We start from the raw sequence: 15,775 nt of genomic DNA, 5'->3' as shown, positions 1-15,775 counted from the left end.
ATGCTCGCCTCGGTGTCCGGCTGAGAGGGGTGGTGGCGTGAACGGTCGCCGCGACGCCGGGGGTGCGCCGTGAGCCGCGCCCGGTGGCCCGTGCTCGTCCGCCGGGGAGCCCTCGACCGTGACCCGCGGCCCGCCGGGGGGACGTTCCGGTCCCAGGCCGTCCCGCCCTTCCCCGTGCCGCCCGTGCTCGCGCGCGAGTTCGGCGTGTTCTGCGTCGACACCACCGAGCGGGTCGTCGCGCTGACGTACGACGACGGCCCGCACCCCGAGCACACCCCTCGCCTCCTCGACGTCCTGGCGCGGACGGGCGCGACGGCCACCTTCTTCGTGCTCGGGCAGCACGTCGTCCGGTACCCGGAGGTGACGCGGCGGGTCGTCGCGGAGGGGCACGAGGTCGCGCTGCACGGTGAGGACCACCGATCCCTCCTCACGCTCGGCGACGAGGAGGCGGTCCGCCGGATCGGCGACGCCAAGCGGCGCGTCGAGGACGTGACCGGCGCGCCGCTGCGGCTCTACCGCCCGCCGTACGGGCGGCACACCGTGGCGCAGGCGCGCGGGATCCGCGCGCTGGGGCTCGAGCTGGTCATCTGGTCGGGCGACGCGCACGACTGGCTGCACGACGACGAGGACCGCATCGCGGGACGTGCCCTCCACGACGTGTTCCCCGGCGGGATCGTGCTGCTCCACGACGACCGGGCCGACCCCGAGACGCTGGAGCCGGGCCAGGAGCTGCCGCACTTCGATCGTGCGCGGGTGCTCGTCACGCTGCTGGACGGCCTGGCGGCACAGGGCTACCGCACGTCGACGGTCGGCGGCCTCCTCCGCGAGCACCGTCCGGTGCGCAGCCGGTCGCGCTCCGAGCGGCCGGCGTCGTGACGGCCGCGCCGGGGGGTGGGTGATGGTCGGGTCGGGTGTGCCGGACCTGAGCGTGGTGATCGCGGCGTTCGACGCGCAGGACACGCTGGACGAGCAGCTGGACGCGCTCGCGGGGCAGGACGTGGGGTTCGCGTTCGAGGTGCTGGTGTGCGACAACGGGTCGCGCGACGCCACGGCCGACCTGGTGCGCCGCCGTCAGGAGCGCGAGCCGTGGCTGCGGCTCGTGGACGCCTCGGCGCGCCGCGGTCCGTCCGCGGCGCGCAACATCGGCGCCGGTCAGGCGCGGGGCCGGTTCCTCGCGTTCTGCGACGCGGACGACGTGGTGGGCCAGGGCTGGCTGGCCGGGATGCACGACGCTCTCCAGCACGACGAGTTCGTCACCGGCAGCTGGGAGGGCGACCGCCTCAACAGCGGCAACCGCGCCTCCGTCTCCTGGACGACCGACCCGATCGTCACGAAGCCCTTCTTCCCGTGGCTTCCCGGCACCGGCGCGGGGACCATGGGGATCCGCCGCGCGGTCTTCGAGGAGGCCGGCGGGTTCGACGAGTCGCTCGCGACCGGTGAGGACGTCGACCTGTCGTGGCGGGTCCAGCTCGCCGGGCACCGCCTGGTGCACCACCCCGAGATCGTGCTCCACGTGCGCAAGCGCGACGGGCTGCGCGCGATCTTCCGCCAGGCCTACGCCTACGGCGCGGGCGACCGGCTCCTGCGCCACCGCTACGCGGACGTCGCCGCCGCCTTCACCGCCGGTGCCGCGTCGCCGGGGCAGGGCCGCGCGGCACCGGCACCCCAGGCCGCCGGTGCCGGGACCGGAGCCCGGACCGGCGGGCTCTCGGCCTCCGTCCGTCGGGTGGTGCGCACGGTCCGGAACAAGCTGTCGCGCGGCCGGGCGGGTCTCGCCGAGTCGGTCTGGCGCGTCGGCGAGCAGGCGGGGTACCGATGGGGTCGTGTCGACCCCGCCGCGCACCGGGTCCCGGTACCCGCCACGCTCCCACCACCGGTCTGAGGCGGCGCCGAGCGGGTGAGTCCCGGTCCGGCTACGACGGGTCGGGCAGGACCGGGGGAACGGGGACGCGCTCGACGGCCGCGTCGCTCCCCGCGAACCGGAAGCCCAGGTCGTGCCCGACGCGCTGCACCCGGTCGGCGAGGTCCCTCCGGCTCCGGACCTGCGCAACCTTGCCGAGGACGCGCCGCGCCGCGCCGATCGCCCGCGCGGCCCGCCCGGCCACGGCGTCCGTGCCGGCCTCCGACCGCTCCCGCGCAGGTGCCGCCGTCCTGGAGGGCTGGTCCTCCCGGCGCTGGTACGCGGCGGCGACGTCCGCGTAGCGGTGGCGCAGGAGCCGGTCGCCCGCGCCGTAGGCGTAGGCCTGGCGGAAGATCGCGCGCAGCCCGTCGCGCTTGCGCACGTGGAGCACGATCTCGGGGTGGTGCACCAGGCGGTGCCCGGCGAGCTGGACCCGCCACGACAGGTCCGTGTCCTCGTTCGTGGCCAGTCGCTCGTCGAACCCGCCGGCCTCCTCGAAGACCGCGCGGCGGATCCCCATGGTCCCCGCGCCCGTGGCGGGGAGCCACGGGAAGAAGTCCAGGCGGTAGACGCTCTCCACCATCCACGACACCGCCGTGCCGTCGCCGCTGTTGAGGCGGTCGCCCTCCCAGCTGCCGGTGACGAACTCGTCGTGCTGGAGAGCGTCGTGCATCCCGGCCAGCCAGCCCTGGCCCACCACGTCGTCCGCGTCGCAGAACGCGAGGAACCGGCCCCGCGCCTGACCGGCGCCGATGTTGCGCGCCGCGGACGGACCGCGGCGCGCCGAGGCGTCCACGAGCCGCAGCCACGGCTCGCGCTCCTGACGGCGGCGCACCAGGTCGGCCGTGGCGTCGCGCGACCCGTTGTCGCACACCAGCACCTCGAACGCGAACCCCACGTCCTGCCCCGCGAGCGCGTCCAGCTGCTCGTCCAGCGTGTCCTGCGCGTCGAACGCCGCGATCACCACGCTCAGGTCCGGCACACCCGACCCGACCATCACCCACCCCCCGGCGGCGAGCTCACGGCGTCGTGCGCCGCGGGACGCGGACGCCGCAGGCGCCGCAGGGTGGACGAGACCCGGGGCGCCGTCCCCACGCAGGTGCGTGCGACGGGTCCGCGGACGGCGACCATGAGCCCGACGAGGTCCCGGCGGCCGGGGTACAGGGTCGACGGGACGGTGAACTTGGGGTGGATGCACGGGTCGAAGAGGGAGACGTCGCCGCGCGCGGCGACGTGCTCCTGGGTCATGACCCGGCCGATCACGCCCGGCCCCAGGTCCGCGTAGGCCTCGTCGTAGGTGTCGAGGTAGCCGAAGAGCCCGTCGCCGGAACGGATCACCGCGCTCGCGTAGACCGTGGTCCCGCCGCCCACGAGCTCGAAGACGTGCAGCCGCCCGCGCCGCCGCATCGCGTCGGTCGCCTCCTGGAACCACCCGAGCTGGTGCGGCTTGTTGCGCTGCGCGGCGCCCTTGCGCGACCGGTCGCCCTTCCACCCGGACGCCTCGAGGTCGAGCAGGCGCTCGGTTGCCGCCGGGTCGTCGCCGTTGTCCACGACCGTGAGCTCGCCACCGAGCCGCTCGGCCAGCGCGGCCGCGTCCTGCCGGACGTGCTTGCGCCGTCGTCTGCTCAGGTGCGCGACGGGGTCCTCGCCGGGTACCCGGAGGCACGCGCGCTCCAGCCGGTAGCGCTCGAGGACCGGGAGCCGACGGTCCACGGCGACGTCGAGGAGCGCGGCCAGGAGGGGGCCGTCCGGGAACAGCGTCAGCTCGAGCAGCCCGGGCAGGCCGCTGCGACGGCGGCCGACGGCGTCGAGCACGGCCTCGAACGTCCCGCGCGTGTCGTCGCGGTCCACGAGCGGGGCGCAGACGGAGGCGTTCCGGGCCAGGTACGGCGTCGCCGTCGTGGCGTACGACACCGGTAGCCGGTGGAACCCCCGCTCGACGCCGAGCGGCAGGACCATGCGGACCCGGTCGGCGTCCTCGGCGAGGAGCACGCGCAGGTCGCGCGCCGCCGGGAACCAGCGCGTCGCGGGCAGGAGCCAGCCCGGGTCGAGGAACGCGTTGGGCTCGGCCGCGCGGGACGCGAGGTCGGACCAGCCCTCGACGTCCGCGGGCGAGAGGTCGTCGAGCGCGACGACCCGCACGGTGACCGTCATCGGTACGCCTCCAGCACCTCGTCGAGACGGGCCGCTGCCGCCGCCCACGTTCGTGTCCGCGCGGTCGCCCGCGCCCTCGTCTGAGCCTGCTCGAGCGTCCGCGCGTCGCGCAGGCCGTCCAGAGCCTCGGCGAGCCGGTCGACGTCGCCCGGCGGGACCAGGAGCCCGCCGTCCCCGACGGCCTCCGGCAGCCCCCCGACGTCGGACGCGACGACGGCGGCGCCGGCCGCCATGCCCTCCAGCGCGGTGAGCCCGAACGGCTCGGGCCAGGTGGAGGGGACCACGACCACCGAGGCGGTCGCGAGGACCGCGGGCAGCGCGTCGCGCGCGAGGAACGACGCGAACCGGACCGGGGACCGCAGGTCGGACGCGGTCCGGCGCAGCTCTTGCTCGTAGGGCGTCAACGGGTCCCGGGCGTCGAAGCCCGGACGTCCGACGACGGTCACGCGGACGTCGTCGCGGTCCAGCGCGCGCACCGCGTCCAGGAGCACGTGCACGCCCTTGTCCGGGATGACCCGGCCGACGTACACGACGTGCAGGCCGTCGCCGGTGGGGGCCGGGCGCGCGACGTCGAGGAGCGTCGGGTCCACCCCGTTCCGGACGGTGCACACCTGGTCGCCGAGGTCCCGGGGGAGCCGCGCCCGGACCTGCTCCGCGAGGAAGTCGCTCACGCACACCACCGGGGCGTTCGCGAGCGTCCGGCCCGCGTCGCGGGCGGTGTACGTCCGCAGCACCTGGTTGTGCGCGTAGAGCACGGGAACGTGCCGCGCGTCGACCAGCGGCACCAGGGCCGGGGCGTTGTGGGCGAGCACGAACGACGGCGGCCACTCGTCCTGGCCGCCGACGACGGCGGCGAACGCGCGGCGTGCCGCCACCCGGGGTGCGCCGACGCGCGCGAGCGCCGAGTCGAGGTAGCGGTCGGTCCGACGGGAGCGCCGTGGCGCGTACTCGACGACGTCGGCGCTCGTGTAGCGGTCCGGGTACGTCCCGCGCGCGACGAGGACCGTCGGCCGTGGGCTGCGCTCAGGGCGGTGCCGGGAGAGCCCGTCGACCACGGTCGGGACGGCGCTGCCCGTCCGCGGGGAGAAGTGGTCGCCCGGCGTGATCGCGTGGACGAGCGGCCTGCCCGCCCCCGGCGTCATGGCGTCGCGAGCCCGTCCGCGCGGTCCTGCCGTGTCGCGCGCACCGCCGCGGGGACGCCGGCGGCCAGGCCGACCAGCTCGGCCACGGCCCGCGTGAGCACGACCGGAGCCGTGACCCGCTTGCGCAGGGACCGGCGCGTCCCGTCCGACTTGGTCGGCCCGAGGCGCCGCGCGGTGGTGCGCAGGTAGTCGCGCTGGTCGCGGACGGTCGTACGGGCGTACCGGCGCACGATCGGGTCCCGCCACCCGAAGTTCCGCACGAGCATGACGAGGTGGTTGCGGCGTGCGTAGTACAGGTAGCGCCGGTCGAAGCGCTTGCCGCCGATCCCGTACGGCGCGGCCATGTGCCGCACGACGGCCCGCGGCGTGTAGAGCAGGCGGCCGCCGGTCGCGCGCAGCCGCAGCGAGATGTCGGACTCCTCGCACAGGCACGTGCCCGGGTAGTTGCCGCGGATGCCGCCGATCGCTTCCAGGGCGCTGCGGCGGAACGACATGTTCGCCCCGAGCAGGTGGTCGACCTCGACGACGCGGCCCGGGTCGGCGGCGAAGCTCCCGGTGAGGCGGCCGTCCGGGAGCAGCCGGCCGATGCGGTCCAGCCCCTCGTGCTCCTCGCCCGGGATGCCGTTGTCCGCGCGGCCGCCGACGGCGACGACGTCGGGGTCTGCGTAGGGGGCGACGAGCTCGTCGAGCCAGTCCGGCGCCGCGTAGGCGTCGTCGTCCACGAACGCCACGACGTCGCCCCGCGTGACGGCGAAGCCCATCTGCCGCGACTCCGGCGTCGTGCCGCGCCCGAGCGTGCTGTGCAGGAGCCGCACGTCGGGGAACCGCTCGCGGACGAGGCGCCGCGTCGTGTCCGCGGGGGTCGAGTCGACGACGACCACCTCGAGCGGCGGCGTGTCGAGCCGCTCCAGGTGCTCCAGGCACTCGCGCACGCTCTCGGGGCGGCCGTACGTCACGACGACGACGCTCACGGTCGGGCTCACGGCGCGCCTCCTGGCGGCTCGGGGACGGTCACGAGGCGGAACCAGTCCTTGCGGCGCAACGGCGACGTCAGCGCGGTGCGCCGCGGGTGCCGCGACCGCGCGACCCACGACTCGTAGACGCCCGGGCGCGAGTAGTGGGCGGTGTGCCCCGACCACCCGAACTTCTGCCGCATGGCCTCCGGGCGACGGACCCAGGAGAAGTGGAGCACGGCCTGGTCGGGGCGCACGACCTCGTGGACGACGGTGTCGTGCGGGTGGCTCGGGTCCGTGTTCCACGGCGCCAGGTCGACGCGGTAGAGCGGCACGTCGGCCTGGCGGGCGTGCACGAGGGTCGTGCCGGCGCGCACCGCCAGCGGTCCCGGGTACGACGCGGCGGGCCGGCCCAGGCGCGTGCTCGACTCGAGGTAGCGCCCCGGTGCGACGCGCGAGTAGAGCCAGCGTGCGGGGTAGTGGAGCCCGCCCGCCCCCGCCCGCTCGGCGGCGTCCAGGGACGCGCGGAACGCGGCCGGGTCCAGCATGACCTCGTCCGTGTCGAGCTGGAGCACCCAGTCGGCGCCCTCCGACGCCGCGTCGAGGGCGGTCTGGCGCTGGTACGTGTCGTTGTCGAGCGGGTGCTCGTCGAGCCGGGCGAAGCTTCCGGGGGCGTGCACGCACTTCCCGTCCGTGTCGATCTCCTCGACGATCGCGAGGCACTCGTCGACGGGCAGCGGCGTGCCCGTCCAGGACGTGCTCGTCTCGTCGTAGGACAGCACGACCCGGTCGACGAGGTGGTAGTACGCGAGCAGGCTCGCGCGCAGGAAGCTCGGGTCGGCGAGGAGCACGTACGCGGAGACGCGCATCAGATGAAGTCCGCGAACTCGCGCTCGTTCTTCTGGAACACGAGCGTCCCGGCGAGGAAGATCAGGGGGGCGGCGACCACGAGCGCCACGACCTGCCACGTCGGCGGGAAGTCGGTGCCGAGCAGGGACCAGCGGAAGCCCTCGAGGAACCACGTCACCGGGTTGATGTCGAAGAGCCAGCGCAGGTTCTCCGGGACGGAGGACAGCGCGTAGGCGACCGGGCTCGCGTACAGGAGGATCTGGACGAGCCAGGGGAGCACGTAGCCGACGTCGCGGTACTTGACCATGTAGGCGGCCGCGGCGAGGCCGATGCCCGTACCGATCAGGAGGATGAGCAGCACCCAGACGGGCAGCAGCAGGACCGCCCAGCCGGGGTTGATCCCGTAGACGAAGAGCAGCACGACCGCGAGCGCGAGCGCGACGAGGAAGTCGAGCACGACGGAGGCGAGGCTCGAGATCGGGACCAGGAGCCGGGGGAAGAAGACCTTCTGCACGAGGGACTGGTTGCCGACCATCGAGCCGGACGCGCGTCCGAGGGCGCCGTTGAAGAGGTTCCAGGCCAGCATGCCCGCGAGCGTGAAGAGGAAGGTGGGGATCTTCCCCGTCGACAGGCCCGCGATCTCCCCGAAGACGATCGTGAAGATGCCGGCGCTGACGAGCGGCTGCGCGACGACCCACGTGATGCCGAAGATCGTCTGGCGGTACCGCACGATGACGTCGCGCAGCGCGAGCCGGACGGCGACCTCGCGCGCGTTCCACAGCTCGCGCAAGGACGGCAGGTTGAGGCGCCCTGGCGGCGTGATGACGGTGCGCTGCACGGTCTGCTCCACGTCAGGCCCCCTCGTACTCGAAGTTCACGAAGACCATGCCCTTCTCGGTGCTGGACGCCTCCGTGAACTCCGGGTAGGGGAGGTCGGGCAGCACCTCGAAGCGCCACGCGCCCTCCCACGCGTCGAGCACGCCGGCCTGGCACGCGTACACGTCGACCGTGTACTGGCCCGGCTTGAGCCACAGGTCGCGGACCACGAGGCGGCCCTTCTGGGGCTGCTCCGGGTCGAACCACTTCCCGACGAGGCGCGAGTCGCACTGCGCGATGACGGTCCCCTGGTCGTTGTTGATGTGCATCGAGACGAAGTACGTCCCGACGAGCTTCTTGCTCGCGGGGGCCTCGAAGTCGACGACGATGTCCTGGGACGACTTGACGAACTCGTCCTCCATGCGGACCGAGGAGAGCCGGACCTTGCCGTTGCCCGGGCGCTTCTTCGGGTCGGACTGCGCCGCCGCGAAGCTCTCGAAGCTGTCGCGGTACGCCTGGAGCGTGCCCTCGACCGTGCCCGAGTACTTCAGGGTCCCGCGGTCGAGGAGGACCGCGGACGTGCACAGCGCCTGGACCGTCTGAAGCTGGTGGCTCACGTAGAGCACCGTGCGGCCGCCCTGGGCGGCCTCGCGCATCTTCTGGATCGAGCGGCGCTGGAACTCGGCGTCGCCGACGGCGAGCACCTCGTCGATCGCGAGGATCTCGGTGTCCAGGTGGGCCGCGACGGAGAAGGCGAGGCGCACGTACATGCCGGACGAGTAGCGCTTGACCGGCGTCGCGAGGAACTTCTCGATGCCGGAGAACGCGACGATCTCGTCGTAGCGCTTGGTGATCTCCTTGCGCGTCATGCCGAGGATCGCGCCGTTGAGGAAGATGTTCTCCTTGCCGGTGAGCTCGGGGTGGAACCCCGTGCCGACCTCCAGGAGCGACCCGACGCGCCCGGTGAGCTCGATGCGCCCGCGCGTGGGCGCGGTGACGCGCGTGAGGATCTTGAGCAGCGTCGACTTGCCCGCGCCGTTGCGACCGACGATCCCGAGCGCCTCGCCCTGCGGGACCTCGAAGGAGACGTCGTCGAGCGCGTCGAACAGCGTGTACTTCTGCTTGCCGGTGGAGCGCACCCACTGGATCGCGGCGGCCGCGGCGGTGGACGGTCGCTCGCCGAACGCGCCGAGCCGGTAGGTCTTGCCCAGCCCGGCGACGCGGATCGCGGGTTCCGTGGTCGCCTGCACAGATGAAAGATAGTCGCCCTCCTGGCGCCCAGGGCCGGGTCGATCGGGTGAATCGAGCCCAGAACCGGACGAACGCGGGTGAAAGTGCTCCCGGGCGCCCTGTGACGGCGGGGTACGGTCCTACGATCGCGGGAGCGGCACCAGTGCCGGGCCCGACGACGGCAGGGCGACGAGATGGCTTCGGACGAAGACGGCAAGGGGTCACCGGGCGGCGCGGACCCCACGGTGGTCGGCGGCGTCGTCGCCGCGGTCCTCGGGGTGGTGGCCGCCGTCGTGATCGGCGGCACCGGGACGGGGACCGCACCGGGCGCGCAGCCGTTCACCGCGTCCCCGGTCCCCGCGGCGGCACCCGTCACGCAGGCGGGCGCGCTGCCCCTGTGCGGGTTCCCCCGCCTCGAGCAGGTGACCGACGACGGCGTCGACACCGAGGCGCTGGACGGGATCCGCACGGTCGTCGACGACGTCGTGACGCTCGACGACGGCGAGCTCGTCACGTTCCGTGTGCTCGACGGCGCCGCATACGTGCTGGAGTGGGACCGCGAGGCGACGTACACCGTGACGCGCTACGACCTCGCGACCGGGGACGTGGAGGCGACGACGCCGGTCGAGCTCGACTGGGACGGCGCGAGCGAGACGTTCCGGACCGACTCCTTCGAGGCCGACCCCGACGGGAGCGTCTACCTGCTCGACACCCTCATGCACCGGCGCGACCTGCTCAAGGTCGCGCCGGACGGCACCACGACGTGGGCGACGACGATCCCCGAGGGGGAGCACACCTCGGGCGACCTGCTCGACCTGTACGGGACGGTGCGCTGGACGGACGACGGCGGGACCGTCGTCGGCGTCCAGGAGGCGGGCGAGGTCCTGCACGAGGTGTCGGGCGACGGAGAGCTCCTCGCGGAGACCCCGTTCGACGGCGCGGTCCTCGCCCAGCTCCCGGACGGCACGGCCCTCGTCCAGACGGACGTGCGCGACGACGAGCGCCGCACGCTCGACTTGCGCGCCGTCGGGCCGGGCGGCGACGACCCGGACCTCCACCTCGGCGCCTCGTGGGTGCGCGGGCGACCGTTCGGCGTCCCGCGCGTGCCCTGGCTCGACGACACGACGGGTGCCACCACCGGACCGTCGTCGGGGCCGGCGGGCGACGGCCTCGTGGTCGCCGACGAGAACCTCGGGTTCCGGTGGTGGGGGAGCGACGGCGTGTTCCGGGGCGTGTGGCCGGACACGCACAAGGACCTCGAGCAGCCGTTCGCGCTGTGGGAGAGCACGCCGGTGCTGCGCGACGGCACGGCCGGGGACGCGCCCTACTACGTGCTCACGCACGGCGAGGACGGCGGGTTCGCCCTCACCGAGATCTCGGCCGACCGCATGGCGTACCAGCTCGGCGCGCCGGTGAAGTACAACGCGGCGAACGAGGAGCTGTTCGGCGGGCTCGGGCTCGGCGCAGGGCTGCTCGTGGACGCGCCCTACGGCGTCTTCCCCGACGGGACCGCGCCGCGCGTGGTCGCCGCGTTCGACGAGGCATGGGGCGCCGCGGCCGGGACGTACCGCCTGCGGTACCAGGTGCGCGGCGACCCGCGCGTGTGGGACCCCGTGATCGGCGAGGAGACCGTCGTCGATCTCCCCGCCGAGGGTGGGGAGGTCCCGCTCGACCTGCCGCCGACCCGGCCGGGGGTGTACGAGGTCGACGCCGCGCTCGTCGACGCCGCGACGGGCGAGGCGGTCTCGGGGACGTGCCTGCGCTACACCGTGGCCGCCGCGGGCAGCGGGCTCGACCCGGCGGCGCTCGCGGACGGCGCGGACTGGGGCGGCGCCGGCCCGCTGCGCGGCGTGCAGCTCGCCGAGCAGCTCGGCGTGGGCAGCCACCGCACGCAGCTCGACTTCGGGGCGATCGTGCCCGACCCGACCGCCGAGCCGGACGCCGCCGCGCTCGTCTGGGACTCGCTGCCGAACGCGGCGTTCGCGCCCGACGAGGAGGAGGGCGAGGAGCCCGCCGACGTCGACCCGTTCACCGAGCTCGCGGCCGCCGCCGAGCTCGCCGAGGAGACGGGCGTGGTCCTCACGCTCCAGCTCGGCTCGGGGGGCGAGGCGGAGCAGGCCGCGGTGGAGGCCGGGACCTGGGAGGGCTGGGCGCGCGAGATCGTCTCCGCCGTCCACGAGCACGCGCCGCAGGTCCGCTACTGGCAGCCGTGGAACGAGCCCAACAACACGGGCTACGAGGACGCGGCCGCGTACGAGGAGGAGGTCGGCGCGCCGTTCGCGGCGGGCGCTCGCGACGCGTCGGCCGACGTCGTCGTGGTCGGCGGCAACACGCTCGGCATCGAGCCCGCGTGGTGGGCCGACCTGGTCGCGGCGGGCGGCTGCGACTCGCTCGACGTCGTCGGGATCCACCCCTACACCGGGTTCAACCGGTCGTGGGAGGAGGAGGGGTTCTCCGCGGACGGCGCCGAGCTGGACCGGCTGCGCGAGGCGATCGGTCCGTGCGGGGACGTTCCCGTGTGGGACACCGAGACCGGGTGGTGGTCCGACGGCGTCGCGAACTTCTGGGCGGGCGGGTCCGACGTCGTGCGCAAGCTCCTCTGGTACGGGCTCGAGGGCGTCGACGAGTGGACGTACTTCTTCTCCGAGGGCGGGTTCGGCGAGGCGGGGAACTCGTGGTCGCTGCTCCAGTACGGGCAGTACGTGAAACCCGCCGGCGCCGCCTTCGCGGCGAGCGCGGCGTTCCTCGACGGGTTCGGGCCGCCCGAGGCGGTCGAGACGGGGACGCCCGGGGTCCACGCCGTGCGCGCGCCCGGGACGGGCGAGGTCGAGGGCGCCGAGCTGCTCGCCCTGTGGAGCGAGGACCTGTCCACCACCGTGCGGCTGACGGCGCCGGGCGGTGCGGTCACCGTGACCGCGCGCGACCCGTACGGCGCCGAGCGCGGCCTGGAGGTCCCCTCCGGGGGCGTCGAGGTCCCGGTGAACGGCGCGCCCGTGCTGCTCGTCGCGCCCGCGGGCACGGCCCTCGAGGTCGCTCCCGTCGAGCCGTTCGGCGGCGACGTGCTCGAGGGTCGGCCGGTGACCGCGACGTCGACCCACGAGGACGCGAGCGGTCCCGACGTCGTGACGTCGGGGACCTTCGCCGTGCGCGAGCCGTGGCGGTCGGGGCGCCTGGCCGACGGGTCGGTCGACGAGACCCCCGGCGTCGAGGTCGCCACCGACGGCCCGCGCACGATCGACCGCGTCGCCGTCGCGACGGCCGGCATCCGGTGCTGCACGTCGGGACTGCGCGACTACACCGTCTCCGTGCGGACGCCCGACGGCGACTGGCACGACGTCGCGCAGCAGACCGACCAGCTCCTCGACCGCGTCGCGCTCTTCACGTTCGAGCCCGTCGAGGTCACGGCCGTGCGGGTGACGCTCCCGATGACGACCGAGCGCGACGTGCCCGTGCTCGCGGCGAACTACACGGGGATCGTCGGCGGGCTGCACCCCGACTTCATCCCGCTCGCGACGGAGAGCGAGTGGATCGCGACGATCAGCGCGGTCCAGGCGTGGGAGCCGGCGGGGTGAGCGCCGTCACCGGGGCGTGGGCGCGGTCAGCCGCGCGCGGCGACCGCGCGCCAGATCGCGGCGTGCTGCGCGGCGCTGCGCTCCCACGTGAACGTGGCGGCGCGCTCGCGCCCGCGCCCGACGAGCGCCTCGACCTCGGCGTCGCGCGTCGTCACCCACAGCAGGGCCTCCGCGAGGCTCGCGCCGTCCGGCTCGGCGAGCACGCCGCCGTCGCCCACGACCTCGGGGAGCGAGCTGGTGCGCGCCGCGACCACGGGGACGCCGGCGGCCATCGCCTCGAGGGCGGGCAGCCCGAACCCCTCGTAGCGCGACGGCACGGCCACGGCCGCCGCGCCTGCGACGAGCCCCGGCATCAGCTCGCCCGGCAGCCGACCGACGAGCCGCGTGCCGGGGAGGTCCGCGAACAGCGCGGTGCGCCGCGGGTGCGGCGGCCCGCTCATGACGAGCGTGAGGTCGGGGCGCGCGGAGCGGACGGCGGTCCACGCGACCGCGAGCTCCTCGAGGTTCTTGCGCCGCGACGCGCCGCCCGCGTGCAGCACGTAGGGGCCGTCCACCCCCAGCGCCGCGAGACGCTCGCGAGGGAGCGGCTCGGCGGAGAAGTAGACCGGGTCGACGCCGTTGTAGGCCACGGCGGGCCGCTCGGCGAGCCCGAGGACGTCGGCCGCCTCGTCCGCGCTGAACTCCGACACGCACACCACGGCCGCCGCGCGGCGGACCTCCGCCGCGGCCGCGCGCACCGGTGCGGACTCGTCGTCGTAGCGCCACGACACGACGTCCTGCACGGCGACGACGTCGCGCGTCGGGTGCGGCGGCAGGTCCAGCCCCACGCGGTGCACGACGGCGCCGCGCGGGTAGACCGCGCGGCCGACGGCCCGGCGCACCGCGGGGCTCGCGGAGCCGAGGCGTCCGAGCGGGAGCCGGTGGGTCCCGGCGAGCGGGGAGCGCAGCGAGCGGAAGACGGCGCGGTCGACGGACCACGGGCCGGTCGCACCGGCGGAACCGTCCGCGAGCGCCCCCGCCGCGCGCGCCGCGACCTCCTCCTGGTACACCTGGGCCCCCATCGGGACCTCGACCGCGACGGTCGCGACGACGAGCTGCGGCATCGGGAGGGTCCCCCTCGGGGCGTGGTGCGTGGCGGGTGCGGCACGGTCGGGACGACCGGAGCGGTCGGTAGAGTGGCCCACTCTAGTGGCGCCGACGCCCCGTCGGACCTGCGGGAGCGGGTGATGAGCGGGTGATCGTGGACCAGGCGCGGGACGTCCCGCGAGAGGGTGAGGGACGCATGGCAGGGCGTCGTCGGGTGGCGCTGGTCGCGAGCTCGTTCGACCCGCACACGGGGGGCGTCGAGTCGCACGTGCGCCACGTCGCGCGCGTCCTCGCGACGCGCGGCACGCAGGTCGAGGTCTGGACCGTGGACCGCGGCGAGCACCTGGGGACCCGGCGCGTCGACGGCGTCCTCGTGCGCTACCTGCCGACCCCGCAGCCGTCGAGCCGGCCCGGCGACGTCGCCCGGTTCGCCCTCGCCGCGCCGGGGGCCGCGCTCGCCTGGGGCCGGGCGTTCCGGGCGTTCCGGCCCGACGTGCTGCACGTGCAGTGCTTCGGCCCGAACGGCGCGTACGCCCTCGGGATGCGCACGCTCACGCGCACGCCGCTCGTGGTCAGCTCCCACGGGGAGACCTTCGCGGACGACCACGCGGTGTTCGAGCACTCGCGGCTGCTGCGCGCGGCGCTCGAGCGCTCGATCGGTGTCGCGGGCGCGGTGACGGGGTGCTCGCGCGTCGTCGCCGACGACCTGGTCCGCTTCGGGGCGCCGGACGCCGTCGTCGTCCCGAACGGCGTCGACCTCGCCGGGCACGACGCGGCGGGGGAGCCCACGCAGTCGGGCTCGGTGCGCGAGCCCGTGGTCGTCGCGGTGGGGCGGATCGAGCACGTCAAGGGGTTCGACCTGCTCGTGGACGCGTTCGCGTCGTCGCCGTTGCGCGACCGGGCGCGGCTCGTCGTCGTCGGCGACGGGGGCGAGGCGGCCGCGCTGCGCCGCCGGGTCGCGTCGGCGGGGCTGACGGACCGCGTCGAGCTCCCCGGGCGGCTGGACCCGCCCGAGGTCGCGGCGCGCCTCGCGGCCGCGGACGTGGTCGTCGTGCCGAGCCGCGCGGACGCCGCCCCGCTCGTCGTCCTCGAGGCGTGGCGGTCGGGCCGGCCGCTCGTGGCGACCGTGCGGGGCGGGCCGCCGGAGATCGTCACCGACGGCGTCGACGGCGTGCTCGTGGACCCGCAGGACACGCAGGCGCTGGCGGCTGCCGTGCTCGGCCTGCTCGACGACCCGGAGCGCGCGGAGCGGGTCGGGGCCGCCGGCCGTCGGCGGGTCGAGGACTTCACGTGGGAGCGCGTCGTCGACCGGTACGAGGACCTCTACGCGGGGCTCCCCGCGGTCAGGCCGAGGGGTCGCCGACCCGGGGAGGCCGGGGCGTCCCGTCGGTGACGGCGGGAGGCGCCGCCGGGGGCGCGTCGGCCGTGCGGGCTCCCCGCGGGACGTCGAGCAGCCACACGACGGCCACCGTGACGGCCACCGCGACGAGCAGCGAGCCGACGACGTCGCTCGGCCGGTGCGCGTACGTCACGACGGAGGCGAGGGCGGCGACCGCCGTCACGCCGAGCCCGGCCCAGCCCGCGGCCGTCCGCGACGCCGGCCACGGCCACAGCAGCCAGATCGCGACGCACAGGCCGCCGACCACGGCGACGTGCCCGCTCGGGAAGGTCTGGTGGGCGTAGCCGTAGCCCCCGAGGTCGGGCCGTACGAGGACCTCGCGGAGCCCGAGCGCGATCCCGACCGTCCCGAGCACGACGACGACCGCGGCGAGGAGGTCGCGCCACGCGCGGCGCACGAGCGCGACCACGCCCAGGACGGCGACGACGGCCGCGCACGCCACGGGGAGACCCCGGCGCAGCGCCCCCGCGAGGTCGCGGCCGGCGTCGTGCAGGGGAGCGAGGGTCCGGAACGCCCCGGCGTCGGCCTGCTGGCCCGCGACGGTGAGGTGCGAGGCGGCCCAGAGCGCGACGAAGGCCGCGACGAGCAGCACGAGCACCACCAGGAGCGCGGCGGAGCGGGGCCGGGCCGGCACGGAGGCCGGCGCCGCAGACGTGGACACGCCCCGAGCATGA

Annotated in this window: 13 protein-coding genes; 4 read left to right on the top strand and 9 right to left on the bottom strand. The window is 75.4% G+C overall.

Going from position 1 to position 15,775, the window contains the following annotated elements; translation table 11 throughout:
* The first annotated feature begins 69 nt into the window (after window positions 1-69).
* Entirely contained in the window at window positions 70-876 is an 807-nt protein-coding gene (locus tag CCE02nite_RS14845) for a polysaccharide deacetylase family protein (RefSeq protein ID WP_141390385.1), read from the top strand.
* Between the two features lie 37 nt (window positions 877-913).
* Window positions 914-1,882: a glycosyltransferase family 2 protein gene (locus CCE02nite_RS14840; RefSeq protein WP_170227329.1), complete on the top strand. Its 969-nt coding sequence runs from the start codon at window positions 914-916 to the stop codon at window positions 1,880-1,882.
* A 31-nt stretch (window positions 1,883-1,913) separates the two neighbouring features.
* Here CCE02nite_RS14840 and CCE02nite_RS14835 read toward each other — a convergent pair whose 3' ends face one another.
* The 7 genes from CCE02nite_RS14835 to CCE02nite_RS14810 are packed head-to-tail and all read right to left on the bottom strand — an operon-like array spanning window position 1,914 to window position 9,064.
* Complete coding sequence (locus tag CCE02nite_RS14835; protein ID WP_170227328.1) at window positions 1,914-2,882, bottom strand: glycosyltransferase family 2 protein; 969 nt, start codon at window positions 2,880-2,882, stop codon at window positions 1,914-1,916.
* 14 nt (window positions 2,883-2,896) lie between these two features.
* Window positions 2,897-4,054, bottom strand: coding sequence for a GNAT family N-acetyltransferase (locus CCE02nite_RS14830; RefSeq protein ID WP_141390382.1), 1,158 nt, complete (start codon window positions 4,052-4,054; stop codon window positions 2,897-2,899).
* Complete coding sequence (locus tag CCE02nite_RS14825) at window positions 4,051-5,196, bottom strand: glycosyltransferase family 4 protein (RefSeq protein ID WP_141390381.1); 1,146 nt, start codon at window positions 5,194-5,196, stop codon at window positions 4,051-4,053. The genes CCE02nite_RS14830 and CCE02nite_RS14825 overlap by 4 nt, the downstream gene beginning before the upstream one ends.
* Complete coding sequence (locus CCE02nite_RS20530) at window positions 5,193-6,179, bottom strand: glycosyltransferase family 2 protein (RefSeq protein ID WP_170227327.1); 987 nt, start codon at window positions 6,177-6,179, stop codon at window positions 5,193-5,195. The genes CCE02nite_RS14825 and CCE02nite_RS20530 overlap by 4 nt, the downstream gene beginning before the upstream one ends.
* Entirely contained in the window at window positions 6,176-7,018 is an 843-nt protein-coding gene (locus tag CCE02nite_RS20525) for a glycosyltransferase family protein (protein ID WP_170227326.1), read from the bottom strand. Before CCE02nite_RS20525 ends, CCE02nite_RS20530 begins: the two co-directional genes overlap by 4 nt.
* The gene (locus tag CCE02nite_RS14815; RefSeq protein WP_141390379.1) at window positions 7,018-7,848 is read right to left on the bottom strand and encodes an ABC transporter permease; all 831 of its coding nucleotides are present in this window, start codon (window positions 7,846-7,848) and stop codon (window positions 7,018-7,020) included. Before CCE02nite_RS14815 ends, CCE02nite_RS20525 begins: the two co-directional genes overlap by 1 nt.
* A 1-nt stretch (window position 7,849) precedes the next feature.
* Entirely contained in the window at window positions 7,850-9,064 is a 1,215-nt protein-coding gene (locus CCE02nite_RS14810) for an ABC transporter ATP-binding protein (protein WP_052877748.1), read from the bottom strand.
* Window positions 9,065-9,238: 174 nt separating this feature from the next.
* Here CCE02nite_RS14810 and CCE02nite_RS14805 point away from each other — a divergent pair, with 174 nt between their 5' ends.
* On the top strand, window positions 9,239-12,616 hold the full coding sequence (locus CCE02nite_RS14805; RefSeq protein WP_141390378.1) for a hypothetical protein: 3,378 nt from the start codon (window positions 9,239-9,241) through the stop codon (window positions 12,614-12,616).
* A gap of 26 nt (window positions 12,617-12,642) precedes the next feature.
* Here CCE02nite_RS14805 and CCE02nite_RS14800 read toward each other — a convergent pair whose 3' ends face one another.
* The gene (locus CCE02nite_RS14800) at window positions 12,643-13,719 is read right to left on the bottom strand and encodes a glycosyltransferase family 4 protein (protein WP_141390377.1); all 1,077 of its coding nucleotides are present in this window, start codon (window positions 13,717-13,719) and stop codon (window positions 12,643-12,645) included.
* 179 nt (window positions 13,720-13,898) lie between these two features.
* On the opposite strand from CCE02nite_RS14800, the gene CCE02nite_RS14795 reads away from it, so the two are divergent.
* Window positions 13,899-15,095 (top strand): glycosyltransferase family 4 protein, encoded by a 1,197-nt coding sequence (locus CCE02nite_RS14795; RefSeq protein WP_141390376.1) that lies wholly within the window; start codon window positions 13,899-13,901, stop codon window positions 15,093-15,095.
* Here CCE02nite_RS14795 and CCE02nite_RS14790 read toward each other — a convergent pair.
* Entirely contained in the window at window positions 15,046-15,762 is a 717-nt protein-coding gene (locus tag CCE02nite_RS14790) for a phosphatase PAP2 family protein (RefSeq protein WP_141390375.1), read from the bottom strand. The two genes, CCE02nite_RS14795 and CCE02nite_RS14790, sit on opposite strands and share 50 nt — an antisense overlap.
* Window positions 15,763-15,775 lie beyond the last annotated feature (13 nt).

The organism is Cellulosimicrobium cellulans (genome assembly GCF_006539945.1).
Classification (GTDB): domain Bacteria; phylum Actinomycetota; class Actinomycetes; order Actinomycetales; family Cellulomonadaceae; genus Cellulosimicrobium; species Cellulosimicrobium cellulans.
This window is presented reverse-complemented; position numbering and strand designations above follow the sequence as displayed.

Bases quoted from the DNA above. Each gene is read 5' to 3' on its own strand.
- CCE02nite_RS14830 (WP_141390382.1), bottom strand. From the start codon at position 4,054: ATGACGGTCACCGTGCGGGTCGTCGCGCTCGACGACCTCTCGCCCGCG.
- CCE02nite_RS14825 (WP_141390381.1), bottom strand. From the start codon at position 5,196: ATGACGCCGGGGGCGGGCAGGCCGCTCGTCCACGCGATCACGCCGGGC.
- CCE02nite_RS20525 (WP_170227326.1), bottom strand. From the start codon at position 7,018: ATGCGCGTCTCCGCGTACGTGCTCCTCGCCGACCCGAGCTTCCTGCGC.
- CCE02nite_RS14805 (WP_141390378.1), top strand. From the start codon at position 9,239: ATGGCTTCGGACGAAGACGGCAAGGGGTCACCGGGCGGCGCGGACCCC.
- CCE02nite_RS14800 (WP_141390377.1), bottom strand. From the start codon at position 13,719: ATGCCGCAGCTCGTCGTCGCGACCGTCGCGGTCGAGGTCCCGATGGGG.
- CCE02nite_RS14795 (WP_141390376.1), top strand. From the start codon at position 13,899: ATGGCAGGGCGTCGTCGGGTGGCGCTGGTCGCGAGCTCGTTCGACCCG.